The following is a 255-nucleotide window of genomic DNA, read 5'->3' as shown; positions in this document are numbered from 1 at the left end:
GAAGAAGGACGTGGCGAACAACGATACTGCCTCGGGGAGCTGTAAGCAAGCGTCGATCCGGGGATTTCCGAATGGGGAAACCCAGCTGTTGTAATAGACAGTTACTGTTAGCTGAATCCATAGGCTAACGTGAGGCATACCAGGGGAACTGAAACATCTAAGTACCCTGAGGAAGAGAAAACAAAAGTGATTCCGTCAGTAGCGGCGAGCGAACGCGGATTAGCCCAAACCAGAGAGCTTGCTCTCTGGGGTTGT

At 51.4% G+C, this 255-nt stretch carries 1 rRNA gene; it reads left to right on the top strand.

Going from position 1 to position 255, the window contains the following annotated elements:
• Positions 1 to 255 (top strand): 23S ribosomal RNA (locus KJS52_RS27155); the annotation flags it as partial.

Source organism: Paenibacillus montaniterrae (genome assembly GCF_018403185.1).
Lineage (GTDB): Bacteria > Bacillota > Bacilli > Paenibacillales > Paenibacillaceae > Pristimantibacillus > Pristimantibacillus montaniterrae.
The sequence above is the reverse complement of the archived record's forward strand: the minus strand, read 5'-3'. Positions and strand labels throughout refer to the sequence as shown.